We start from the raw sequence: 23,989 nt of genomic DNA on the forward strand, positions 1-23,989 counted from the left end.
GTAGATATTTCTTCATCTTGATTCATCCGCTTTTGATAAGTTTCGCTTAGCTCTCGAAAGTGAATTTTGGTAATGGTAAAACAAAAAAAAGTAATCTTTTGCTAATTTGCTGTGCCGCTATGATGAAATCGCTTACACAAGGTTTAATCAAGATGGACTTAAGGCGAAATAGCAATGCTTTCATATAAAAAATTATCTATTACTCAATTGATATTCGGCACATTTTCCTTGTTATGTTTGGTATTGCTGGTGATGGGGTTAGTGGCGTGGAAGCAAATGCAGAAAGCCGAAGCCACCATGGCCGATGTGACCGAGCAAGCTTTTCCTTTAATGGAGCACGCTAGCCAGCTATCGCGCAGTTTAACCGCGGTGGAGCGAGTACTCAATAATGCGATTCAAGAGCGCGATTTGCAGCGAGTTGAAACTTGGCTTGCCAGTTATCAGCAACGAGTACAGGAATATCAACAAACCGAAGCCGAAATGGCCACCTGGTTAAGCAATAATGGCGTAAAAAGCGAGCGTTTTTCGCTAGTTCAGCAACAAAACCAGTTGTTATTTCAGGATGCAGAAAAGCTTTTAGATCTGCATCAACTGGTTTTAGAAAGCGACAAGGTTTTAGCCGAGCGTACTGCAAGCTTTCAAGGTATTTCTTTGCGAATTAACCTGTTGTTGGGGCAGCTATTTGATGAAGACGACCCTAGCGTACTTCGGCTAATGTTAGAGGCAGTGGGTAACGATTTATCGACTATGCAGGTTGCCACGATTAACGTACTTAATTCTAGCGATCCCAATCAAGTCGCCGACGTGATTAAGAGTAATCGCGAAATGAAAGAGTATGTCAATGAAGACTTTAGTGAGTTTGCTCAAGCTAAGGAATTAGTGGGAGGCAAAAATAGCAATAAGGGCGAGCATGAGCTGGTGGCTCAGGTTCCATGGTTAGTTAATGAAGTCACCAGTGATGGGGGCTTATTGGGGGAATACCAGCGTCATTTAACAACTTTGCAGCAATTAATGGCACTGAAGGAAGCGATTACCGAGCAATTGCAAACAGTGAATAATAACCTGAATCAACTGACCCAAGAGAGTCAACAGTCCACGGGGCAGCAAATTACCCAAGCTTCGGCTAGCATTTTGACGATGATCAGCAGCGGTGCAGTGGTGATTCCTCTTAGTATTATTTTTTGTTTCGTGATGGGCTTGAGCATTCAACGTTTGATTAAGGCGCCACTGAAACAGCTTATCATTACGTTAAAACGTTTGGCTGAAGGTGATTTAAGCCAACCTTGCCAATATCAAAGTGGTAACGAATTTGGCATGTTGAGCAAACAACTTAATCAGGTTATTGCCCAGCAACGCAATACTGTGACTATGTTGCGTAATAAGAGCGAAACCTTGGGGCAAGCCTCGTCGGTTAATCGCCAGCACGGTAAAGACATTATGAAGCAGTTGGACGAACAGCGTAGTCAATGTATTACGGTATCGGCAGCGATGACAGAGATGGAACAGGCGATTCAAGATGTAGCCCGTCGCGCCGAATCGGCCGCTCAAGGCATGCGTGATATAAGCAATACCACTCAAGATGGTGTGCAGTTGGCAGAGCAAGCACTTGCGAATAACCAAAGTCTTTCCGCCAACATTGCCAGCTCTACCGAGCGAGTGAAAAGTGTGAGTGAAAGTAGCAAGGCGATCTTTAGCATATTAGAAGTGATTGACGGCATTACTCAGCAAACTAACTTGCTGGCGTTAAATGCAGCCATTGAAGCGGCGCGAGCCGGTGAGCAGGGACGTGGTTTTGCGGTAGTAGCGGACGAAGTTCGCCAGTTGGCTCAGCGTACTGCATCATCCACCACAGAAATTCAAAATATGATTGGTGGCTTGCAACAAGACACCGAACTGGCAGTGAATGAGATTGAGCAGTGTAACCATAGCATGCAGTTGAACGCAGAAAATGTGCGCGCGATTAACCAGCAAATTGTTGAAATTAACCAGCACATCGAGCGCTTGTCTTTATTGAATGAAGAGATCAGCGTGGCAACCAGTCAACAGCAGACCACCAGTGAAGATGTTTCTTGCAGTATGGAGACCATATCTACTGCGGCGCAGAATAACTTAGCGGTGGTGACCGAGCTCAACCGATTAAGTGATGACTTAGAGTCGGTGGCTCAAGAGCAGGTTAACTTGGTTAACGGCTTTAAATTTGCCTAAAGCCTTGGTTAAATCGTACAACCATACAACGCCACCCTAGGGTGGCGTTGTTGCTGTTATAAACCGTTAAGCAGTAAATGAGCGTTAAAGGCTTCGGCATTCATAAAGCCGGTAATCCGCGCTTGCTGCAGTTCTTCACCTTGCTGGTCAAATAGCAGTAAGGTGGGCAGCCCTAATACCTGATAATGACTAAGCAACTTAATCGCGGTAGCGTTTGTTTGGGTGACATCGGCTTGAATCAGTACCATTTGTTGTAACTTAGCGGCCACTTCAGGTGCCTGAAAGGTTTCTTTTTCAAAGGCCTTACAAGCGGTACACCAATCTGCGTAGAAGTCGACTAAGGCGGGTTTCCCTTGGGCGGCAGCCAATGCCAATTGTTGTTGCATTTGCTCTAGGTTGGCGACTTGAATAAATTCTCCCTGAGCTTGCTGGGCCGGCGGATTTAACCACGGTAGCGCAGCCCAAGCCAAGCTTATAGCCATCACGGCAAGCAGTAGCAACTGGCGTAGCGTTTGCCATGCGCTTAATTGGCTGAGGCGGTTTTGGTGATAGTAGTAGCCAGCGCTGCCTAGGATTAAGGCTAGCCAAAGCAGGCGAATTACCGACTCGGCCAAGAAGCGCTCTAGCATCACAATGGCGACGGCCAATAACATTATCCCGAAAAAGCTTTTTATATGCACCATCCACATGCCAGCCTTGGGTAAGAGTTTGCCACCACTGGCACCTAGTATAAGTAAAGGAAGCCCCATGCCTAGACTGAGGCTGTATAAGGTTAGGCCGCCCAATGCTAGGTCGCCACTTTGCGCCACATAGATAAGCACCCCAGACAAGGGGGCTGCGGTGCAGGGCGAGGCCACTAGGCCGGAAATCATCCCCATAATGGCCGCACCAGAGACCGAGCCAGCTTGCTGGTTATTGCTCAAATTATTGAGTTTTTGCTGCAGGCTATTAGGGAGCTGTAGGTTATATAAGCCAAACATCGACAGGGCTAGGGCCACAAACAAGAGTGCTAAGCTGCCTAAAATTGCCGGATGCTGTAAGGCCGCCTGAAATTGTAAACCGGCACTAGCCACTACTAATCCCAAGGCGCTAAACGTCACTGCCATACCTTGCACATAGGCTAGAGATAAAGCAAACGCGCGTTTTCCGCTAAGTTGTTGGCCTGCTCCTACGATAATACCGGTGAGGATCGGGTACATGGGAAACACGCAGGGAGTAAATGCTAAACCCAGCCCTAGGACAAAAAATAGTAGTATGTTTAGCCATAGTTGATTATTGGTTAGCCGTTCGGCCAATACCCACTGCTGACTGCTGGGAATCGGCTGTTGCTGGGGCGCGAGTGTTGCTGGCTCTTCAGGCTCGGCGGCGGCTTGCTCTACTGTTGTACTAAGGTAGACCGGCTTTTGCTGAGGGGGATAACACAAACCCGCCTTGGCGCAACCTTGATAGCTGACTTGAATATCACTGGCCTGTGTGAGTTGTTGCAGCGGCACGCTAAACGACACATCTTGAGGATAGATTTGCACTTCACCAAAATAAGGGTCGTTGTAGCCAATGCTTGGCGGTAAATATTGGGTTAGCTCCAGCTCTTGGCCATCAAGCTTGAGTTGCATCTGTGCTTGATACAAATAGTAATCGGCTGCCACCCGCCAACTCAAATGCAAAGCACCATCTTGTTCAAGGAAGTTGAATTCGAAAGCCTGATCGACGGGTAAGAATTGCTCCGAATTGCTACTGGGTTGGTTGCTATTTAGTCCAGGCAATTGCTCCAATAGGTTGTTTGCAAATACCGACAGGCTCCAACTGAGCGCGAATACTACAGTAAAAAATCGTTTAGCCATTTCAGGTAGTCACTCGCTCCTTGTTCTATAGGTAGTGCGATAAATTCAGGGCAGTCATATGGGTGCTGCTGCTTAAAATCACATTGTAAAGCATGTAAATTGCGCAAATTGGTTTTAATTTGCAACTGTACCTCGTTGCAGGACTCTATTTTTCCTTGCCAACAATAGATAGACCTGAGCTGCGGCAAAATACTAACACAGGCCGCCAGTTTTTTAATCACTACTTGTTGGGCAAACTGTTCGGCAGAATCTAAATCACTAAAGGTGGTGAGGACTAAATAACAGGCGTTTTGCATGAGTATCTCCTTATTACTGCGGCTAGAGTTCAGTGTAGAAAGTCTGGCTAAAACTGCGAGCCAAAAGCTTTTTACCTATATTGACTAAGCCCTTTAAATTTGCACCCTGTGCCCCCATCTTTTAGGCTTAAGCGAGAAGCTGTACAGTTGCTTCTTCACGACCAAGAGGAACTACGCCTTGTTTTTATATATATTTTTGTTGTTTGCAGGCCTGTCGTACGCCGAGATCTATGTGTTGATCCAAGTTGGCAGCCAAGTCGGCGCACTAAGCGCGATTGCCCTAACGATTCTGACCGCATTAGTTGGCGCATCTTTAGTGCGCAGCCAGGGCTTGCAAACGGCCTTTGAAGCTCGCTCGGCAATGGAGCGGGGAGAAACACCGGCGCAGCAAATGATTGAAGGATTAATGCTAGTGGTGGCAGGAGCCATGCTGGTAATGCCGGGCTTTATTACCGACTTTTTCGGATTACTGATCTTACTGCCACCACTACGCGCCTTGCTGGCCGCAAAAGTGCTTAAGTCGCAGGCTTTAAAAATGCAATCGGTACGTTTTCAAACCCGTGGCCAAGGGCAAGTAAAAGATGCCAATCCGCCTAAACATGATGATGATACTCAGTCGGGTAAAACCATAGAAGGTGAGTTTGAAAGGAAAGATGATTAAAAAAGAAGGGCGTTTCGCCCTTCTTTTTTTCTTGGTATACGAGCTTAGTGCTTGTTAGTCACCACACGAGGATTAGACCCCAAGGTGGTGGATAAGAAAAGATCAAACTCTTCAGAATGAAGGTGTGCCTCTGCTTCTTCTACGCTGCCATTAAAAGGTAGGTAGACAGTTTTTTCTTTGCTTAAAAGACCGCTCAAACGCTCAAATGCAATATAAATTTGTTGCATGGTTTAATTCTCCCACTGTAACGCTAGACTGGCGCAGCTACTTGTTGCTTATATGTTGCAAGTTTGTTGCTATCTTCATCTAGTACGACCAGTGTTTGTGATCCTGCTCAAAATTTTGTCGCGTTTCAAGTGTTTTTTGTAAAATTTGCTACTGAAAATGTTTTCAAGTTGATGTGGGTGAAATTTTTGAGACAAAAAACCAAAAAAAAATGCCATTTAGCCCTTGTGTGAAGATTTAACGCCCCCATCTTATTTTCAACATTAAAGCTTTGTAGCCCTTGGCTACATATTTTCAGACAAAACACGATTGTTTTATTTAAGGAGAGATAGCAATGAACATCCGTCCGTTGCATGACCGCGTTATCATCAAACGTAAAGACCAAGAAAGCAAATCAGCTGGTGGCATCGTGCTAACTGGCTCAGCTGCTGAAAAATCGACTCGTGGCGAAGTGCTAGCCGTAGGTAAAGGTCGTCTACTTGACAATGGTGAAGTCCAAGCCCTAGACGTGAAAGTAGGTGACACCGTTGTATTCAACGAAGGTTACGGCGTTAAAACTGAAAAAGTTGATGGCGAAGAAGTACTGATTATGTCTGAGTCAGACATTCTCGCGATTGTAGAATAATCTCCCTTTTTTCTCGTTAAGAAAAAGCTGAACAAATTTAGGAAATAAATCATGGCAGCAAAAGACGTATTATTTGGAAATGATTCACGCAGCAAAATGCTTGCTGGTGTAAACGTATTAGCAGATGCAGTTAAAGTAACTTTAGGCCCTAAAGGTCGTAACGTTGTATTAGACAAATCATTTGGTGCACCTACCATCACTAAAGATGGTGTTTCTGTAGCGAAAGAAATCGAACTTGAAGACAAGTTCGAAAACATGGGCGCTCAAATGGTGAAAGAAGTAGCTTCTCAAGCCAACGACGCTGCAGGTGACGGTACTACTACTGCCACTGTACTTGCTCAAGCCATTGTAAACGAAGGCCTTAAAGCAGTTGCTGCAGGCATGAATCCAATGGATCTAAAACGCGGTATCGACAAAGCGGTTGTGGCTGCAGTAGAAGAGCTAAAAGGTTTATCTGCTCCTTGTGCCGACACTAAAGCGATTGCTCAAGTAGGTACAATTTCAGCCAATGCTGATGCCACTGTGGGCAACATCATCGCTGAAGCTATGGAAAAAGTAGGTAAAGAAGGCGTTATTACCGTTGAAGAAGGCCAAGCGCTAACTGACGAGCTAGACGTAGTTGAAGGCATGCAGTTTGACCGCGGTTACCTATCTCCTTACTTCATTAATAACCAAGAGAATGGCACGGTTGAATTAGACAATCCTTTCATCCTTTTGGCTGACAAAAAAATCTCTAACATTCGCGAATTGCTACCTTTACTAGAAGCACTAGCTAAAGCGGGTAAACCATTATTGATTATTGCTGAAGACGTTGAAGGCGAAGCCCTAGCAACATTAGTAGTAAACAACATGCGCGGTATTGTTAAAGTGTCTGCGGTTAAAGCGCCTGGTTTTGGTGACCGTCGTAAAGCGATGTTGCAAGACATTGCTATTTTGACCAACGGTACTGTTATTTCTGAAGAAGTAGGTTTAGAGCTAGAAAAAGCCACTCTAGAAGATCTAGGTAGCGCTAAGCGTGTTGTTATCTCTAAAGACAATACCACCATCATTGATGGCGTAGGTGAAGAAGCGGCAATTCAAGGTCGTGTTAGCCAAATCCGTCAACAAATCGAAGAAACTTCTTCTGATTATGACAAAGAAAAACTTCAAGAGCGCGTGGCTAAATTAGCTGGCGGTGTAGCGGTAATTAAAGTGGGTGCTGCTACTGAAGTTGAAATGAAAGAGAAAAAAGACCGCGTAGAAGATGCGCTACATGCAACTCGCGCCGCTGTTGAAGAAGGCGTAGTGGCCGGTGGTGGTGTTGCTCTAGTTCGCGCCGCGGCCAAAGTTGCTGAGCTAACCGGTGACAACGAAGATCAAAACGTAGGTATTCGCCTAGCTCTTCGCGCCATGGAAGCACCACTTCGCCAAATCGTAACTAACGCAGGTGATGAAGCCTCTGTTGTTGCTAACAAAGTGAAAGAAGGCGAAGGCAACTTCGGTTACAACGCTGGTACCGGTGTTTACGGTGATATGCTAGAGATGGGTATTCTTGACCCAACTAAAGTAACTCGTTCAGCCCTACAATTTGCTGGTTCTGTTGCCGGTCTAATGATTACTACCGAGTGTATGATCACAGACAAGCCAGAAGATAGCGCTGGTGCCCCTGATATGGGTGGCATGGGCGGAATGGGTGGCATGGGCGGTATGGGCGGCATGATGTAAGCCTCGCTCCTGCGATTCATAGAAACTCATACAGTTTCAATAAACCCGCAAAGCTTAGCTTTGCGGGTTTTTTTGTCGCTAAATTTTATATTGTTAGTACGGCATGGCCAGTTGAGCGTTTAGAATGAGAGGCTTAGTTAAAACGCGTATGAGAGTTTTAACATAGGTCCCCAGAAGCGATACACCACATCCAGTTCTGTGTGCTCTGTTTGGTAGTCTACGCCAATTTGGTAATAGCTGAATGAGCCGGTAAGTTTGAGTTGATCTATGAGTCTGTATTTGGCGCCAATTTCAAGTTCGGCCATCCAGCCGGTGATGTCATTTACTTTTAAATAGAAAGCATGGGCGTGGCTTTTTAGGGACAAGCGGTCGGTGAGCTGATGACTAACCTCTAAACCTACATTGGGGAGTGGCGCGGTTACCGCACTAAATACGCTTTCATTTGCGTAAGGTGGCTGTTCGGATGCTTCTATGGCTATTTCTCCAGCAAAACCTAAACCGAGTTTGGTGATATGAAAGCCAGCAAGAAAGTAGGCGTCGAATGAGCTGGAGTGATAAAAACGATAACCGTAACCCACTCTTACTATGTCAACATCTAAGCGAGTCTCTAGGCTAGCTCCGGCTTGAAGTTGGTAAGTTTGGCCGTCTATTTTTAGTGAAAAAGGTTGGCTTAAGGCTTGTTGAAGACCGTCGCGATGTAAACGCCGCCAATCGGTGTAAATCAGGTGCTTAGGTTTTACGTGGTATTCAAGATTAATATAGGGCAGCGTTTGGTTGGCTGGAAGGTTTAACTCTGATTCGAAATTTAAATCGAATTTATGGTTGCCATAGTTTTCATAAACGCTGATGTCGGTCGAAGTATCGGAAAAGAAAGCCCCACCTCTATTTCCCACTGCTGTGCTGACAGTTGCGGGCAACTGAACAGCCACAAACTGGCTAAAGCGAAGCTATTGACTACGCTTCGAGACAATACCCATCCCATGAGCTTTCCTTGATTCAACGGATACTTAGTATGCTAGTAGTTATGCTTATTGCTGCCAAGATAAAGTTAAATAGAGGGGGCGCGACACTGAACAGCGATGGCGACTTGGCTGATTATTTTTGAGCCCATGCTGGTGCCCTTATTCTTATGCGCTGTTCTGATATGGCTTGTGAATAGCATTTTCTAGACGGGGTGAATTGGAATATTCTTTTTTATTTGAAAAAGTTAACCCATACTCTGTAGTAAGGCATGTTACGGTTTTGTTGCTTAGCTGCGGGTCGAACGGGAGCGGTTTTACTATCTAGGAGGGACGCGATGCGACTATGTTTAGCGCTGTGTTTGTTGGTGTGCTCATTTACTAGCGTGGCAAATCTAGCTAAGCCACAAGGGCCAATAGTATTAACGGTGAGGGGCTTAATTGAAGAAACCAACAGGGGGAAAGATGCTGATTTTGATTTGGCCATGCTGCAGTCTCTGCCCCAGTACAATATAACCACACTTCATCCATGGATAGAGAGTCGGCATAGTTATAAAGGGCCGCGCTTGGCGGATGTGCTTAGTCAAGTAGGCGCTCACTCCCAGCAATTGACACTAGTGGCATTAAACGATTATCAAGTGGATTTGGATTTTGATGAGATTGCCAAGTTCAATCCGATATTGGCCTGGTCTGAAAACGATAGAGTGATGAAAGTGCGCGACAAAGGCCCGCTGTGGCTAATGCTGCCGATAGACGAGTATCCGGAGTTGCTACAGATACCATATAATGATTTTATGGTATGGCAATTACGCAGCATTATTGTGAAGTGAGTTTAAACACGGATGAATTGGCTTACGAAGCTTCCCCCAAAATATAAAAAGCTACTCATTTCACTAGTGATTTTACTCTTTGTGGTGAGTGCCATAATTAGTGTCTATCAGTTGAGGCAGATCATTCAACTGCTGGAGTCGCCTAAATCGACTACCTCTTGGTCGGTGGTGCAATTACAAATGGAGCATCGGCGTTTCATTAATAGCCTCGAGTTATACCGCTTAGGTGGCGTAGAAAAGAGTGAGGTGATGTTTCGTTACGACATTCTTTGGAGCCGTTTCCCGGTGCTATTAGAAGGGCAAGAAAATGCCGAGTTTCAAAAGATCAGTTCTGCCAAGCAATTAGTATATGAACTGTTTCATGAAGTGCAGCGTATAGAGCCTCTATTAGAAGCCTTACCCCCAAATCACGAGAAGTTTGAACTGTTAATCGAGCAGCTTAGTGTATACGCAGCGCCACTCAACTCCTTGGTGATCAGAGAGTTTCAGCGGAATAGCGAGTTTGATAAAAAAACCGATTTTAAGCTGTTGCAACTGCAATTATTCCTCTCATTTGCGATTGGCGCATTGCTCATTTGCGGCTCCATCTTGATTGTGATGATAGTGCGGGAAAATCACATTAATCGTTATTTGGCTAATCATGACGTGTTAACCGGCTTGCCTAATCGCGCCGGCCTGCGCGAATTTATTGCTAGTGTTGATGGCGAGCGCGGTGAATACGCAATTATGGTGCTGGACTTAAATGGTTTTAAGAATATTAATGACAGTTATGGCCATGATTATGGTGATCGTATTTTAAACGTGGTTGCTCAGCGTTTACAGGGGCAAATGCGTAGCTGTGACTTTTTAGTGCGCTTGGGAGGGGATGAGTTTGCCATTGTTCAAACTCAGGTGCGCTCTGCCGAAGATTGCTCTGGCTTTGCTCAGCGACTGATTAATATTGTCGAAAAACCTATGTCCTTAGAAGGTCGAGAATGCTTTGTTGGTACCAGTATTGGCATTAGCATGGCGTTGGATCAAGATAACGACTGGCTCACTATTTTGGGCCAGGCTGATACCGCTATGTATCAGGCCAAACAGGCCCGCGGCAGCGCTTGGCGCTTTTACGAAGGGAAAATGCAACGCTTAAAAGAGCGTGAGCAACTATTATTGAGCCAATTTAGAGAGGCCCTTGGCGAACACAAGCTGAGTCTGTTTTATCAGCCAATTGTTGATTTAGCCGATGATAAAGTGGTGGGGGCAGAGGTACAAGCGAGTTGGTTACATCCTGACTATGGTTGGGTTGAGCATGCTGAGTTGGTGGATATTGCCCATTCCTGTGGGGCCGTGGTTAACTTTGAATCCTGGGTATTGAGTAGCGCCGCTCAGCAATTGAAGCGCTGGCAGCATAGTGTGGCCACTGAGTTACGTTTAGTGGTGCCGATTTCATCTTCAACTTTGCATAGCGATTTTTTGGTTCTGGTGAATCGAGTCTTAATTGAAAGCCGTATTCTTCCGCAACGCTTAATCCTTAATATTATCGACAGTCATCAACCTTTGTTGTTAGATAGTGTTGATGCCATCTGTGAGCTGCGCCGAATTGGTGTTAGTTTGTCCTTAGATAACTTTGGCAGCGCCGAATGCCCATTAGAGTTGCTAAAACATATTCCCGTGCAGTATTTACGTGGGGCTAAAGGCTTAATGGCTGATTTAGTGGGAGCTAATGATAAGTGCCCTATGCTGATGGCGACGGTGTTGTTTGCCGAGCGCTTAGGCCTAAAATTGATGTTGGATGGCGTTGAAAATCAACAGCATTTAACGCAGCTAAAAGAGGTGTCAAAGCAGGTTTGGGTGCTGGGCTCGGCTGTTGCTGAATGGGCGCCAGCCGAGTCGTTCTCAAAGTATTTACAGCAGTCGTTTGAACAGCCTGCTAGCTAACGAGCAAGAGCTTTGAAGTCAACCAAGAGTTTGTGCATTTGCTCTAGCTTAGCCACGATGATTTTAAGTTGAGTGACGAAGTGCTCGTCATCTTGGCTTTCTTGTAATAACACTAAATCACTAGCCAGCTCCTCCACATAAGGTAAAAACTCGCGGTGCTGCTGCTTAAATAAGCTGTCTTTAAATAGGGCGCTAAATTTGGCATTCCCCTCTTGTTGTTGTTGCTTTAATACCGCGTCAGCATCAATGGCTTTGTGGTAAATATCTTTCAAGTTTGCTTGTATTTGCTCAATGAGCTTGGTTTTATCCATGAATGAGTCACTGTAGTTGGGTGAAGACTTTATACGATAAAGTGAACTTTACTGCGCTATTTCACCAGTTTGTTTTAGTTTAGCTCAAGCCAATATCAATTGGCGTTTTACTGTGTTCCCCTGCTTGCTCTCTGGCTAAACGGGGTACTAAAAAGCCGGGTAAGACCTTATACAGCTGGCGCATAATGGCCACTGCTTGTTGCTGCTCTAGGTCGAAATGGGCCGCACCGCTTACTTTATCGAGTAAGAATAAGTAATAGGGGAGGATGTTAGCAGAAAATAAGGCTTCGCTCAGCTGTGCTAAACATTCTGCATTGTCGTTAATGCCTTTTAGCAGCACACTCTGGTTGAGTAGAGTGATGCCCGCTTGTGATAGTTTGTTAAAGGCCTCGTTAAGCTCTGCATTAATTTCGTTGGGGTGGTTAATATGACTGACAACAATCACCTTTAAACGACGATTTGTCAGTAGCTGCACTAACTCATCGCTGACGCGATTGGGCAATACCACCGGTAAACGGGTGTGGATCCTTAAGCGGCTTAAGTGAGGGATCTGCTCGAGTTGCTCAATTAACCAAGTGAGTTGTTGATCGTTGGCCATGAGTGGGTCGCCACCACTGAAGATCACCTCGTTAATTTTGTTATCTCGCTGAATATAGTCCAAGGCTTGCTGCCAGCCTTGTTTAGAAGGACTGTTGTCTTGATAAGGGAAGTGGCGACGAAAGCAGTAGCGACAGTTTACCGCGCAGCCTGCTCTAACAATAAATAGTACTCGGCTTTGGTATTTGTGTAATAGGCCTGGTACTGCGGCTTGATGCTCTTGCAGGGGATCTTCGCTAAATCCGGCGGCTTCAATAAATTCTGCGCGTAGGGGTAATACTTGCAGGAGCAAGGGGTCATTCGCTTGGCCTTTTTGCATGCGTTGGGCGAAGCTGAGTGGAACACGCATCGGGAACAATTTACGTGCTGCTATGTCTTGCTGATAGTTTTCTGCGTCTAGTTGCAGGTAATCCAGTAAATCTTTGGGATCTGTGAAGGCATTTGCCAGCTCTTTTTGCCAATTTCCCTGCACAGCAGCGCCGTTTCGCGGTATTATTCGCAGCATTAAATTGAAATTACCTTGTAAGTAGAGGACCAAATGGCGTCATATAGTACCAGTGAATTCAAAGGCGGGCTAAAAATTATGCTCGACGGCGAGCCTTATGCAATCTTAGAAAATGAATTTGTTAAGCCAGGTAAAGGGCAGGCATTTAACCGCGTTAAGTTACGCCGCTTGTTAACTGGCAAGGTTATTGAGAAAACCTTTAAGTCGGGTGAGTCTGTAGAGTCGGCCGATGTAATGGATCACGAATTGGCCTATCTATACAACGATGGTGAATTCTACCACTTCATGAACAACGATACTTTTGAACAAATTGCCGCTGATGAAAAAGCCGTGGGCGAAGCTGCCAAATGGTTGGTTGAGCAAGATGTTTGTGTCATCACCACCTGGAATGAAAACCCAATTGCAGTGACGCCACCTAACTTTGTGGAGTTAGAAGTGACAGAAACAGACCCTGGTCTTAAAGGCGATACTGCAGGCACCGGCGGTAAACCTGCTACTTTGAGCACTGGTGCCGTGGTTCGAGTGCCGTTGTTCATTCAAATTGGTGAAGTGGTAAAAGTGGATACGCGTAGCGCTGAATACGTAGGCCGTGTGAAGTAAGCCAATAGCTTAAAAATGCGGGAAAAGGGTGGCTTAGGTCACCCTTTTTTTATGTGGCGTTACTTATCCAAACTAGCGATATTCGCTGTATTTATAGATGAAAATTATGTTTTCCAGTTGAAAAAATAATCACTATCTCTCATTTTGATTTAGGTCAAAATTCAACTTTGCTTAAACCGAGCTTGTCTGCAATGCTTAATCTACCACCCACTTAGTGATAAAAAGGTTAAAATGATGGATGTAGTTGCTGACGCGCCCACCGCACATATTAACAAACGCTATTCAAATCGATTGAGTTTCGCCAAAGGTGGAGGGGATTACCCTACCGGCGTGTTTGAGCAGTTGGCATGTAAAGAAGCAGAGTTAGAATTACTTAAACAAAGAGAAATGCAATTAGAATCAGAGATCCACTCACTCAAGCGAAACTGTCAGAGAGATTTAAAAGCGGGCTAAAATTAAGCCCGCTTGTTTTAATGGCTATTTACAGTAAGCCTAGTAAGAGCAAGGTGGCGCAGGCTACTGAACCTGCAAAGGCCACTCCATAAAAGATCGCTTTTACTAGGTTTCCCGCATGTATCCCAAAGTCATGTAGCGCGTGGTATAAGCGGTGCATGCAAAGCCACAGCGGCAAGCTAACAATAATCCAAATTAGCGCGGCGCCAAACCAGTTTTGTGAAAAGGCTAAGATCCGCTCGTAGGAGAACTGCTCTATTGGAATAATGCCCAGCGGCACCAATAAGCCAGTAATTAATATTGCGATAGGTGTAAACAGGGCCGCTACCATGCCGCCGGCGCCAAACATTCCCCAAAATACCGGTTCGTTAGAACGTTTCATTTGTTTCTCCTAAATCAATACTAAAACTAGGCCAGCTAAGCTAATCAGCGCTAGAGCTGCGTACATCCCTGTCACAATCCAGTTGTCTGGAATGCGCTTTTGGCCAATCCATAGGTTGGCTGCTTTGGGTGCTAGATTAAACCAGGTGACGCTGTGGTATAGCGTCCACACTAGGCTAAGCAGATGAAACAGCAGCCAAGCAGGGTGGCTCATTACCTCCAACCAGCTGTTAAATGCTGCTGCGCCTTGGCTTAAACGAAACAGGCCAAATAACAATACGAAGCTGTAGATGGCAATAACGAGGCTGGAGCCTTCACGAATAATGTACTTGGTATGAAAAGTATTCTTGAGCCACCAAGTTGCCCCCATTTTTCGAACATAAGGTTTACGTTTGCTCATGCTTACTCTCCTGGTTTGAACATGGCTATCACATAGTCTTTGGCGCTTTCGACTTTGCCAAGTTGAATCGCTGCCGCGGGATCCACGTCTTTTGGACAGACTTGCGAGCAATAACCAACAAAGGTACAACCCCATGCGCCTTCTTCAGCGTTAACGATTTTCATTCGCTCGGCCTTGCCCTTATCGCGGCTATCTTGGTTGTAACGATGCAGTAGAGCCAGCGCTGCCGGTCCAGTGAAAGAGTTATCTAGGCCGTATTGTGGGCAAGCTGCGTAACACAAGCCGCAATTTATACACATAGAAAATTGTTTATACTGGGCCAGCTGTTTCGGACTTTGATTATGACAACCGTCTTCGAGAGAGGCTGGTTGATCATTGATGATGTAGGGCTTAATCGCTTCCAACTTCGCAATGAAGTCACTCATGTCTACCACTAAGTCTCGCTCGATGGGGAAGTTGGCTAAGGCCTCTATTTTCATTCCCTCGGGGTAGTCACGCAGGAAGGTTTTACAACCAAGCTTAGGAATGCCGTTGACCATCATGCCGCAGCTTCCACAAATTGCCATGCGGCAAGACCAGCGGTAACTAAGGGTAGGATCTAATTCGTCTTTAATGTAAGCCAGTGCTTCGAGTACCGACATTTCGCGAGTGTAAGGCACGTCGTAGCTTTGCCAAACAGGTTCTTGGTCGGTTTCTGGGCGGTAGCGCAGAATATCGATTTTCATTACATCAGCCATATTAGTTTGCCTCCGCTTGTTTTTTTGCAGCTTCTTGAGCATCGGCCGCGGCGCCATATACGCGCTCGGCAGGCGCCGATTTAGTGATTTTTACATCACTGTAGCTAATTTCGGGGGCGTCATCTGGGCGGTATTTTGCCAGTGTATGCTTCAAGTAATTTTCGTCGTCACGCTGTTCGTAACCGTCGATACGTTGATGCGAACCGCGGCTTTCTTTACGGTTGATAGCCGATACAGCCATCGCTTCGGCTACATCGAGTAAGTAGCCTAGCTCTACTGCATATAACCACTCGGTATTAAATACTTCGCTATCATCAACTAGCTTGATGTTTTTATAGCGTTGTTTTAATTCGGCAATTTTATCAATGGTTTGCTGCATGGTTTCTGCGGTGCGGTAAATGCCTACGCCCGCTTCCATGGTGCGGCCTAATTCATTACGAATGTCGGCGGGCTTTTCTTCACCTTGGGTATTCTTTAGTGCTTGGTAGTTGGCCAAAATTTGTTCGGCTTTGGCTAGCAATGGGGCGCTGTCATCGTGCTCAGTGACAATGGCGTTGCGCGCAGCCGATTCGCCGGCGACTTGACCGAATACGGTAATTTCGGTGAGAGAGTTAGAGCCTAAGCGGTTAGCGCCATGTAGACCCACTGAAGAACACTCGCCGGCGGCATACAAGCCTTTCAAGGATGTGGCGCAACGACCATCGGTTTCAATGCCACCCATGGTGTAGTGAACGGTGGGGCGCACTGGAATCGGTTCTTTTACTGGGTCAACGCCCATGTAGGCCTTAGCCAATTCACAAATAAAGGGTAGACGCTCGTGTAAGTAATCAGCGCCTAAGTGAGTTAAGTCAAGATTGACATAGTCGCCGTTGGGGCCTTCTATGGTGCGTCCTAGTTGTGCTTCTTGCCAGAAACATTGGCTTAAGCGATCACGTGGACCCAGTTCCATGTATTTGTTTTTAGGCTCGCCAACTGGGGTTTCTGGCCCTAAGCCGTAGTCTTGTAGATAGCGGTAGCCGTCTTTGTTGGTCAAGATACCGCCTTCGCCGCGACAGCCTTCGGTCATTAGAATGCCTGAGCCGGGTAAGCCAGTGGGATGATATTGAACAAATTCCATATCGCGAAGCGCGACCCCGTGGCGGTAGGCCAGCGCCATACCGTCACCGGTCACGATGCCACCGTTAGTATTAAAACGATATACGCGGCCGGCGCCACCGGTGGCAATAATTACCGATTTTGCTTGAATCAACTTAGCTATGCCTTCGGCGATGTCTAAGGCGATTACGCCTTTGGCTTGCCCATCTTCTACGATTAAATCGAGAACGAAGTGCTCATCAAAGCGTTTGATACTGGGATACTTGGTTGAGGTTTGAAATAGCGTATGAAGAATATGAAATCCGCTTTTGTCTGCGGCAAACCAAGTGCGTTCTATTTTCATTCCACCAAAACGGCGCACATTTACCGTACCGTCGGGGCGACGTGACCAGGGACAACCCCAGTGTTCTAGTTGAGTGAGTTCTTTAGGCGCTCGCTCTACAAAGAATTCAACCACGTCTTGCTCGCATAACCAGTCACCGCCGGATACGGTGTCATTAAAATGGTTATCGTAGCTGTCATGGTCTTGTGCGACACCAGCTGCTCCGCCCTCTGCGGCAACGGTGTGGCTGCGCATTGGGTAAACTTTTGAAATGAGCGCTACCTCAAGCTCTGGGTGTTGCTCTGCTACTTCAATAGCGGCTCGCAAACCTGCCCCACCTGCGCCAACAATAGCGACATCGGTTTTGATTACTTCCACGCTTTTCTCCTCACGAAATAAGCCTACAATGATTGTGCGGGTATTCACTTTTTGATGCTTGACCAAAATCAAATATTGACGCTACTTTGGCCAAGTCGCTGAGATAATTTAGCTTTTGCGATATAACTCCCGATTTTGTTAGCAAAATGGTATAAAAGCCCGCGATATTATCTAACCCTCTGCAGGAAACAATTTGCATGTCTGAAACACTTTGGCAACCCTCCGCCAGCATCGAAGTCCTAAAACACAAAGCTAAAATTATTAGTGAAATCAGGCGTTTTTTTGCGCAGCGACAGGTTTTGGAAGTCGACACGCCTAGTTTGAGTCAAGCCTGTGTAAGTGACGTGCATCTACATAGTTTTTCCACCACGCTTACTGGGCCTGCTGCACCTCATTCCCAGCCGCTGTATTTACAAACTTCTCCCGAGTTTCATATGAAGCGTTTACTGGCTGCGGGCAGTGGTTGTATCTATCAAATTGCGAAGGCTTTTCGTAATGAGGAGGCGGGGCGCATACACAACCCTGAATTTACTATGTTGGAATGGTATCGCTTGGGCTTTGATCATTTCGACTTAATGGATGAGATAGACGTTTTGCTTGAGCAAGTGCTCGCTTGGCAGCCAGCGGAGCGTTTGTCTTATGTAGAGGCTTTTGAGCGGCATCTGGGGATTAACCCCTTAAACGCGACACAAGCTGAGTTTATTGAATCGGCAAAAGCCTTCAATGTGGCAGATTTGGTGGCACAAGAAACGAATAGAGACACTATTTTGCAACTGTTATTTAGCTATGCAGTGGAACCTAAAATTGGTCAACAACGTCCTTGTTTTGTGTATCACTTCCCGGCCTCTCAGGCGGCGCTAGCTAAAATTTCTGCTCAAGATCCGCAAGTGGCTGAGCGTTTTGAACTGTATTACCAAGGGGTAGAGCTAGCTAACGGTTTTCATGAGCTTACCGATGCCAGTGAACAAGCACAGCGTTTTGCTAAGGATCAGCGCGTAAGAGCGGCTCAGGGCTTAGCGCCAGCACAAATCGACCAGCGCTTCTTGGCCGCCTTGAGTGCTGGTTTACCCGCTTGTGCGGGAGTGGCCTTGGGAATCGATCGTCTATTGATGCTAGCTTTAGATGAGCAGCACTTGGCTGCGGTACAAAGTTTCAGCATTGAGCGGGCATAACAAAGGGGGGGGGCACCAAGGCCCCCAAATGATTACAGTAATACCATCATTGCAATGTAGAGAAGCGCAAGACCTGTGCCACCGATGATGCCGCCGACTTTAATTAAGTCTTTGGTTTCGATGAAACCAGTGGAGTAAGCCAAGGCGTTTGGCGGCGTACTCACCGGTAGCATCATGCCTAGCGAGGCTGACAAAGCCACAATGACCAGTAGGGTAGTTATGCCACCGTCGCCATCTAAACCGCTTAGGCTGGTGGCCACGGCTGCGGCAATCGGCATAATTAAGTTAGCGGTGGCAGTATTTGACATAAAGTTGGCCATCACCACACAAATGATGGATAGCACCACGATTACCGCCATGGTGGGTAGAGCAGTAAAGTCGATGGAGGTGGCTATTTTGGACGCTAAGCCGCTTTCTTCCAAGGCCATGCCCATGGCTATCCCCCTGCAACTAACCACAATACATCCCAATTGAATAATTTGAGATCTTCTTTGCTAATCACCCCGGTGAGGGTAAATATTGCCAGAGGAATAATCGCCACCACATAGCTGTTCATGCCATGCCATGCGGTACTAAGCCAAAGTAAAATGGTTAACGCAAAGGTGAAATAAACGATGTAAGCGCGTGGACTTCTCTGAAATTTTCCATCCAGTTTTAATTCTAGTACGCCAGTTTTAGAGGGATAAAATTTACATAGAATGAACCACGCAATTGCTAGTTGAACTACTACGAAGGGAATACCAAAGGACATCCATGAGGCAAAGGTCACTTGCCCTTCAGGAATGTATTGCAGGGCAATCGCATTGGGCGGTGTACCGATGGGGGTGCCTATCCCACCGGTATTAGCTGCAACCGGAATAGCTAAAATAAGTCCTTTCATGCCTAGGTCAGATTTAGGTGCAGCGGCGATTAACGGCCCGACAATGGCTAGCATCATTACGGTGGTGGCGGTATTACTCATAAACATACTGAATACAGCGGTAATCAACATGATGCCAAGCATGATCATAGGAATGCGTTTACCAAAGGGTTTTAGTAATACTCGCGCTAGGTTGTTATCTAGTTCAAATTTGGAAGCCGCAATGGCTAAGGCAAAACCGCCCATAAATAGAATAATAATGGGCGATGAAAAGGCATTAAAGATATGGCTGTAGGGGATCAGCTCGCCCATCGGAACAGGGCCATTGTCGATAACGAAAGCGTTTATCCCCTGATTGGATATCAGCACTAATTCAAGCGTGATAATGAGCAGTGAGGTGGCAAATACCGGCACCGGCTCAAATATCCATAGTAGCGCCGCCAATACAAAAATCGCGATGATTCTATGCTGAATTATCGTCAGTTCAGGTAGCGGAATGGTGCTGGTGGGAAGAGCTAAGATAAGAAGTGGAATTACAAAACAAACCAAGAGCTTATAGTTTTTATGCAGGGCCATGTTATTCAGTCCTAGACTAATCAATTGGGGTAGCGAGGTTTACCCCACTACGATACCCAAAGCCCTGTTTAGGTATTGAGAGATATATCTAATTGTGGGTAGGCTATCTCTATGTTATTTGCCTTAAACTTGTCATTGATCAAACTGTAAAGCTCGTGACTCATCGGTAAGCGGTAATTCATTTCGCTTACGTGCACTCGCATCTCAAACTTCAAGCCGTTGTTGGTAAATTCGGTGAAGTAGATCTCGGGCGGCGGGTTATCTAAGACTAAACTGTTTTCTTGTACCGCTTGTTGCAATAACTCGGTGACCAATTGGCAATCTGAGCCTTGTTTTACTTGAACTTTTAATACCACACGAGTGATCGGATCGGTTAGTGACCAGTTTACAAACTGCTCGGTAATAAAGGCTTTGTTGGGCACAATAATTTCTTTGCGGTCCCAGTCAACAATGGTGGTGGCGCGAGTTTCAATATTAGAAATGGTGCCGGTGAGCTCACGTATCGTCACGGTGTCACCAATACGAATGGGTTTCTCAAATAAGATAATTAGGCCGGAAATAAAGTTGGCAAAGATTTCTTGTAAACCAAAGCCTAAGCCCACACTGAGCGCGGCGACTAACCATTGCAGCTTAGACCACTCGATACCCAGCAAGCCAAATCCGGAAAAGATACTAAATAAAATAACCAAATAGTTAACAATGGTGGTAATCGCAAAGCCGGTTCCCGGTCCTAGGGATAGATGCTGCAGCAACATTAATTCCAGTAAGCCGGGCAGATTGCGAACCACCACTACGGCGAAGGCAAAAACCAATAAGGCTGAGCCTAGCGAGCGTAAGGTGATGGCATCAACCGTGGCAATGCCCGCGCGATTGCTGCTGCTTTCCCATAGCGTGACATTATCAAGAAAAGAAAACGCGCTGGTCATCTCAGACCAAACAAACAATAACACTAAGGCCAGTGATAACAGCAAGGCGACTCGCAGTAGCCCTAAGGATTGAGCACTGATGGTATCTAAGTCGATCTCTGGCTCTTCGATGTTTTCGCTTAGCGTAGGGTTGCCAAGTTCTTCTTCCGCATGTTGTTGGGCAATCATCTCTGCTCGACGCGTTTTAGCGCGATCAAAGGCAATCCTGCGACGTTGCAACAGCATCCAGCGATGAACCAGTAAATAAGCCAGTAGGAATACACTGGCGATAACGAAGCTAATTACGATTTGCCAGTAGACGCTTAAGGCGGTGGCGAAAAATCCTGCTGCGACGGCTGTCGCCGCGATTAAAGGAACACTAATCAAACTTCCCCAAATCAGCTTCTTGGCTAGTTGCGGCGCTTTAATGATATCTAAGCGGTAGTCCACTGGCAGTTCAAGTTTATAGATAAGATGGAAGCCATAGGCTATCCATAACATGAGGGCGATAAAGCTTAAGCGCGCTAAGCCGCTATAGGCTGGGTGAGAGCTTTGTAAGATGCCAAGGCTCAGCACAAACACCCCCGGTAAGCTGGTATAAACTAGGCGTCTAATTAAGCTTATGGCTTGGCTGATATTGACTAAAGGCCATTTAAAATGGGTATTGAGTAGGCCATTTTTCTGGCAAAACTGTTGTAACAGTTGGAATAGCCATAAGACTGTGGCCACTTTCATTAGTGCTTCGCCCACATCACGAGCAAAGGGGTATTCCCAATTGTAATTGAGTGCAAAACCAAGACTGCCGATAAATAAGGCTAGGGGAGTTGCAAAGGCCGCACTCACTAATAGATTGGTGAAGGTATAACTGTATTTGTCGCGAGTAATATTGCCTATCTTTGACGCGATACGTTGTAAATAGGCTTTTAGCCACTGTTGCTTTAAATAATGAACATAGATGATGCTGGCAAAGACTAGACAGAACCATAGCAACCACCACCAAGATAAACTCTCTAAGGCTTGGCTTAGTTGGCTAAGTTGTTGGGGGGAAAATAACCAGATAACAGCTTGGCGAATCTCACTGAAAAAGCTCAGATCGATGGCTTTTACATCGGCCGTCCAAAACAATTCTTGGTTGGCTTCTTGATTGATGGAGTGCAGTTGGTCATTGAGCTTGGAGTAATCGAGTTTTAGTCGAGCTAGCTCAAATAAGCGGGCATCTAACTCTAACAAATACTTGTCGGAGAGCTGCTGATTAAGCTTGAGCTGTTGGTTTAAAGTTTGTTGCTGAGCTTCCGTTAAGCTTTTAATAAACGCTTGCTGCTGCTGTTGCTCGATCGCGCGTTGGCTGTATATCAGATTTTGATGGCGGTGTTTGTTGATCCGCACTTGAATGATTTGTTGTTCAATTTGCGCTACGGCTTTGGGCTTAGGCAGGCTAGCAATTTGCTCACGTAAGTACTCGCCGTAAGAGCGGGTTACCTTAAGCCAAGAGACCTGCTCTTTGAAGTTAGCGAAGGTTAGCTTGATGTAATCAAGCTCTTCATTAACCTGCTGCTGTAGGCTAGCGATGTGCTCGCTTTGTTCAAACAAGGCTGATAATTGATTTTGTAAATATTGGTTTTGTTGTAATAGCTCTTCAACAAAAGGTTCCTGCATTAATTCAGGAGAGGAAAAAGCCAATTGCTGAGAAAGGTTTTTAGCTTCCGCACGGTGTTCCTCGGTTAAACGGTTTTTCAGGCGCTCTACAATGCGCTTTTCAGCAAGCTGCTTGCGGTGTTGCAGGCTAAGTTCCAGTTGCAATAATTCATTGCGATGGTTGGCACTTTGGGCTGCCAATTCGAGCATGGCTATTTGCGCGCTGAGGCTAGCCTCATTCACTTGGGCTTTTACCCGCTGTGCTTCTTCAATTTCACTTAATACGCCAAATTGCAATTGCTCTAGTTGGCGACGAACAGTTTTTAGTTGTTCACGCAGGGGGCCACTGCGCTGGTGGCTTTCACTGACATCGAGATCGATGGCGTATTGTTGCTGTTTTAGCTCGTCAATTTTGAGGTTGGTATTGTTGAGCTGGGTCTGCCAAGAGACTAATTGAGCGTTCAGTTGCTTGGTATTGTAGCGACTCAGTTGCGGTAATTGCGGGGCTTGGTATTGATTTATCTCGTTTTGAATATTTTTACGTAATTGAGCAAAGTTGTTGATGACATTACGGTAAGTTTTGGCTTTTTCACGATATTGATTCCCTTCTTTGAGCAGGGCTAGGGATTCTTCGTAAATTAGCTGCTGTTGCTGAGTATTGAGGTTGTTGGGCTGGGTATCAAGGTTGCTTATTAAGCCTTTTAAATGAGTTTCGCCGGCGCTATTGGCTAACACCGAAGTGCTTAACAACAGTAGGAAAAAAACGAGACATTGGCGAAGAAGTTTTGAAGTCATGAGGAGCAGCCTAGCTGAGTCGCGTTTGCCATATTAATACAGCCCTAGTGTATATTAAATCAATGAAATTAGTGTATTGATTGTAAAAAGGATGGCCCAAAGCTGATTGCTTGGGCCAATTTAGGGACTAGCGTTGGGTGGCGAAATGACTACCCATGACGGTGGCCTTGCCGGGGGCTAAAGAGGCTTCAAATTCAACGGCATCTTTAGCAAACAACATCACCACTGTTGAGCCTAACTTAAAGCGCCCCATTTCATCGCCTTTATCTAGGCTGATGTCTTGATCTTGATAATCCCAAGTGAAGACTTGTTTCGCTCCTGGCGGGGTAATAGTGCCAGACCATACGGTCTCAATGCTGGCAACGATGGTGGCGCCAACCAATACCATGGCCATGGGGCCTAAGTCGGTGTCAAAAATGGCGACTACGCGTTCGTTTCTGGCAAACAAATTCGGCACGTTAGCCGCGGTTAGCGGGTTTACCGAAAATAGCTGGCCGGGTACATAAACCATTTTACGTAGCTTGCCTTTACAGGGCATGTGAATGCGGTGGTAGTCTTTGGGGGCTAAATAAATCGTAGCAAATTCGCCATCGGCAAATTCTTCAGCGAGGGCTTTATCGCCGCCCAGTAAATCGCGAGCGCTGTAGTCATGGCCTTTAGCCTGAATAATTCGGCCATGTTGAATTTGTCCTAACTGGCTAACTGCACCATCTACTGGGTGGGCTAATTGCTTAGCATCAGCCACGATGGGGCGGGCGCCTGATTTTAGAGGGCGAGTAAAAAAGGCGTTAAAGCTAGCATAGTCGCTGGCCTCACCGTGCAGTGCATCGCTCATATCCACCTGATAGTGATTGATGAATTTTTGGATGAGCCAATGGCTGAGTTTTCCGGCTTCTGCTTCAGCGAGTTTTCCTACTAAACGGGATAAACCATGCTGGGGAAAGCAGTATTGAGCGGTAACTTTGATTTTGTCTAACACACTTCACTCTCGTTATATTAAATTTA

The 23,989-nt window shown here is 46.0% G+C and carries 21 protein-coding genes and 1 pseudogene; 9 read left to right on the plus strand and 13 right to left on the minus strand.

Features of this window, described 5'->3' with window-relative positions; genetic code table 11:
* The first annotated feature begins 174 nt into the window (after positions 1 to 174).
* Positions 175 to 2,205, plus strand: a complete 2,031-nt coding sequence (locus tag AR383_RS15740; RefSeq protein ID WP_055733990.1) for a methyl-accepting chemotaxis protein — start codon at positions 175 to 177, stop codon at positions 2,203 to 2,205.
* A gap of 56 nt (positions 2,206 to 2,261) precedes the next feature.
* Here the strand turns inward: AR383_RS15740 and AR383_RS15745 are convergent, their stop codons facing one another.
* Positions 2,262 to 4,046, minus strand: coding sequence for a protein-disulfide reductase DsbD (locus tag AR383_RS15745; protein ID WP_055733991.1), 1,785 nt, complete (start codon positions 4,044 to 4,046; stop codon positions 2,262 to 2,264).
* Positions 4,022 to 4,342, minus strand: a complete 321-nt coding sequence (gene cutA / locus AR383_RS15750; RefSeq protein ID WP_055733992.1) for a divalent-cation tolerance protein CutA — start codon at positions 4,340 to 4,342, stop codon at positions 4,022 to 4,024. The genes AR383_RS15745 and cutA overlap by 25 nt, the downstream gene beginning before the upstream one ends.
* A gap of 178 nt (positions 4,343 to 4,520) precedes the next feature.
* Between cutA and AR383_RS15755 the strand changes: the two genes are divergently transcribed.
* Positions 4,521 to 5,003, plus strand: coding sequence for an FxsA family protein (locus tag AR383_RS15755; protein ID WP_055733993.1), 483 nt, complete (start codon positions 4,521 to 4,523; stop codon positions 5,001 to 5,003).
* 44 nt (positions 5,004 to 5,047) lie between these two features.
* Here the strand turns inward: AR383_RS15755 and AR383_RS15760 are convergent, their stop codons facing one another.
* Positions 5,048 to 5,230 (minus strand): hypothetical protein, encoded by a 183-nt coding sequence (locus AR383_RS15760; protein ID WP_055733994.1) that lies wholly within the window; start codon positions 5,228 to 5,230, stop codon positions 5,048 to 5,050.
* Positions 5,231 to 5,562: 332 nt separating this feature from the next.
* On the opposite strand from AR383_RS15760, the gene AR383_RS15765 reads away from it, so the two are divergent.
* Positions 5,563 to 5,853 (plus strand): co-chaperone GroES, encoded by a 291-nt coding sequence (locus tag AR383_RS15765; protein WP_055733995.1) that lies wholly within the window; start codon positions 5,563 to 5,565, stop codon positions 5,851 to 5,853.
* A gap of 51 nt (positions 5,854 to 5,904) precedes the next feature.
* Positions 5,905 to 7,557: a chaperonin GroEL gene (gene groL, locus AR383_RS15770; protein ID WP_055733996.1), complete on the plus strand. Its 1,653-nt coding sequence runs from the start codon at positions 5,905 to 5,907 to the stop codon at positions 7,555 to 7,557.
* Positions 7,558 to 7,694: 137 nt separating this feature from the next.
* Here the strand turns inward: groL and AR383_RS15775 are convergent, their stop codons facing one another.
* A complete protein-coding gene (locus AR383_RS15775; protein WP_157051759.1) occupies positions 7,695 to 8,450 on the minus strand; it encodes an outer membrane beta-barrel protein in 756 nt (251 codons plus the stop codon).
* A gap of 404 nt (positions 8,451 to 8,854) precedes the next feature.
* Between AR383_RS15775 and AR383_RS15780 the strand changes: the two genes are divergently transcribed.
* Together AR383_RS15780 and AR383_RS15785 are read left to right on the plus strand one after the other, a co-directional pair.
* A complete protein-coding gene (locus AR383_RS15780) occupies positions 8,855 to 9,346 on the plus strand; it encodes a putative pterin-binding protein (protein WP_055733998.1) in 492 nt (163 codons plus the stop codon).
* A 66-nt stretch (positions 9,347 to 9,412) separates the two neighbouring features.
* The gene (locus AR383_RS15785; protein ID WP_188407552.1) at positions 9,413 to 11,263 is read left to right on the plus strand and encodes a putative bifunctional diguanylate cyclase/phosphodiesterase; all 1,851 of its coding nucleotides are present in this window, start codon (positions 9,413 to 9,415) and stop codon (positions 11,261 to 11,263) included.
* On the opposite strand, the gene AR383_RS15790 is transcribed toward AR383_RS15785, so the two are convergent.
* Together AR383_RS15790 and epmB are read right to left on the minus strand one after the other, a co-directional pair.
* The gene (locus tag AR383_RS15790; protein WP_055734000.1) at positions 11,260 to 11,574 is read right to left on the minus strand and encodes a primosomal replication protein PriC; all 315 of its coding nucleotides are present in this window, start codon (positions 11,572 to 11,574) and stop codon (positions 11,260 to 11,262) included. The two genes, AR383_RS15785 and AR383_RS15790, sit on opposite strands and share 4 nt — an antisense overlap.
* Positions 11,575 to 11,653: 79 nt before the next feature.
* Positions 11,654 to 12,676, minus strand: coding sequence for an EF-P beta-lysylation protein EpmB (gene epmB, locus AR383_RS15795; RefSeq protein WP_055734001.1), 1,023 nt, complete (start codon positions 12,674 to 12,676; stop codon positions 11,654 to 11,656).
* Positions 12,677 to 12,709: 33 nt separating this feature from the next.
* On the opposite strand from epmB, the gene efp reads away from it, so the two are divergent.
* On the plus strand, positions 12,710 to 13,276 hold the full coding sequence (gene efp, locus AR383_RS15800; RefSeq protein ID WP_055734002.1) for an elongation factor P: 567 nt from the start codon (positions 12,710 to 12,712) through the stop codon (positions 13,274 to 13,276).
* A 231-nt stretch (positions 13,277 to 13,507) separates the two neighbouring features.
* Positions 13,508 to 13,729: a hypothetical protein gene (locus AR383_RS15805; RefSeq protein WP_157051760.1), complete on the plus strand. Its 222-nt coding sequence runs from the start codon at positions 13,508 to 13,510 to the stop codon at positions 13,727 to 13,729.
* A gap of 28 nt (positions 13,730 to 13,757) precedes the next feature.
* On the opposite strand, the gene frdD is transcribed toward AR383_RS15805, so the two are convergent.
* Genes frdD through frdA form a run of 4 tightly spaced genes read right to left on the minus strand, consistent with a single transcriptional unit; the run spans position 13,758 to position 17,042 of the window.
* On the minus strand, positions 13,758 to 14,111 hold the full coding sequence (frdD, locus tag AR383_RS15810) for a fumarate reductase subunit FrdD (RefSeq protein ID WP_055734004.1): 354 nt from the start codon (positions 14,109 to 14,111) through the stop codon (positions 13,758 to 13,760).
* A gap of 9 nt (positions 14,112 to 14,120) precedes the next feature.
* Complete coding sequence (locus AR383_RS15815; RefSeq protein ID WP_055734005.1) at positions 14,121 to 14,510, minus strand: fumarate reductase subunit C; 390 nt, start codon at positions 14,508 to 14,510, stop codon at positions 14,121 to 14,123.
* A 2-nt stretch (positions 14,511 to 14,512) separates the two neighbouring features.
* A complete protein-coding gene (locus AR383_RS15820) occupies positions 14,513 to 15,247 on the minus strand; it encodes a succinate dehydrogenase/fumarate reductase iron-sulfur subunit (RefSeq protein WP_055734006.1) in 735 nt (244 codons plus the stop codon).
* Between the two features lies 1 nt (position 15,248).
* On the minus strand, positions 15,249 to 17,042 hold the full coding sequence (frdA, locus tag AR383_RS15825) for a fumarate reductase (quinol) flavoprotein subunit (RefSeq protein ID WP_055735071.1): 1,794 nt from the start codon (positions 17,040 to 17,042) through the stop codon (positions 15,249 to 15,251).
* 197 nt (positions 17,043 to 17,239) lie between these two features.
* Between frdA and epmA the strand changes: the two genes are divergently transcribed.
* A complete protein-coding gene (gene epmA / locus AR383_RS15830) occupies positions 17,240 to 18,214 on the plus strand; it encodes an elongation factor P--(R)-beta-lysine ligase (protein WP_055734007.1) in 975 nt (324 codons plus the stop codon).
* Between the two features lie 32 nt (positions 18,215 to 18,246).
* Here the strand turns inward: epmA and AR383_RS15835 are convergent.
* The 3 genes and pseudogenes from AR383_RS15835 to asd form a co-directional block, all read right to left on the minus strand.
* A pseudogene (locus AR383_RS15835) lies at positions 18,247 to 19,649 on the minus strand (SLC13 family permease).
* Between the two features lie 68 nt (positions 19,650 to 19,717).
* The gene (gene mscM / locus AR383_RS15840; protein ID WP_083481643.1) at positions 19,718 to 22,984 is read right to left on the minus strand and encodes a miniconductance mechanosensitive channel MscM; all 3,267 of its coding nucleotides are present in this window, start codon (positions 22,982 to 22,984) and stop codon (positions 19,718 to 19,720) included.
* Positions 22,985 to 23,111: 127 nt separating this feature from the next.
* Positions 23,112 to 23,963, minus strand: coding sequence for an archaetidylserine decarboxylase (gene asd / locus AR383_RS15845; RefSeq protein ID WP_055734009.1), 852 nt, complete (start codon positions 23,961 to 23,963; stop codon positions 23,112 to 23,114).
* Positions 23,964 to 23,989 lie beyond the last annotated feature (26 nt).

The sequence above is a fragment of the Agarivorans gilvus genome (assembly GCF_001420915.1).
In the GTDB taxonomy this organism is placed as follows: Bacteria; Pseudomonadota; Gammaproteobacteria; order Enterobacterales; family Celerinatantimonadaceae; genus Agarivorans; species Agarivorans gilvus.